Below are 238 nucleotides of genomic sequence, written 5' to 3'. Positions count from 1 at the left end.
CTATATTGAAGATGCTGCTCGTCGCTGTGGCGGTTGTGGTCGCTGTGGCGGTTGTGGTCGTTGTGGCGGTTGTGCAGATCGCTGTGGTGGATTCCGTTGTTTTGGTTGCTTCGGTTGTTTTGGTTGTTTTAGTTGTGGTGGTTGTGGCAGCTGTGGTAGTTGCTCTAATTGTTTTAATGGTACTTCTGATGCTATTGTAATATATGAATATTGACTACGAATATTCATATAAAATATT

At 42.9% G+C, this 238-nt stretch carries 1 protein-coding gene; it reads left to right on the top strand.

What is annotated here, in order from left to right:
- On the top strand, positions 1-214 hold a 214-nt coding region (locus MR079_RS29520; RefSeq protein ID WP_396022973.1), incomplete at its 5' end, for a heterocycloanthracin/sonorensin family bacteriocin.
- Between the last annotated feature and the right edge of the window lie 24 nt (positions 215-238).

Origin of the sequence: Bacillus cereus group sp. BfR-BA-01381 (assembly GCF_022663555.1) — a bacterium.
GTDB classification, from domain to species: Bacteria; Bacillota; Bacilli; order Bacillales; family Bacillaceae_G; genus Bacillus_A; species Bacillus_A pacificus.
This window is presented reverse-complemented; position numbering and strand designations above follow the sequence as displayed.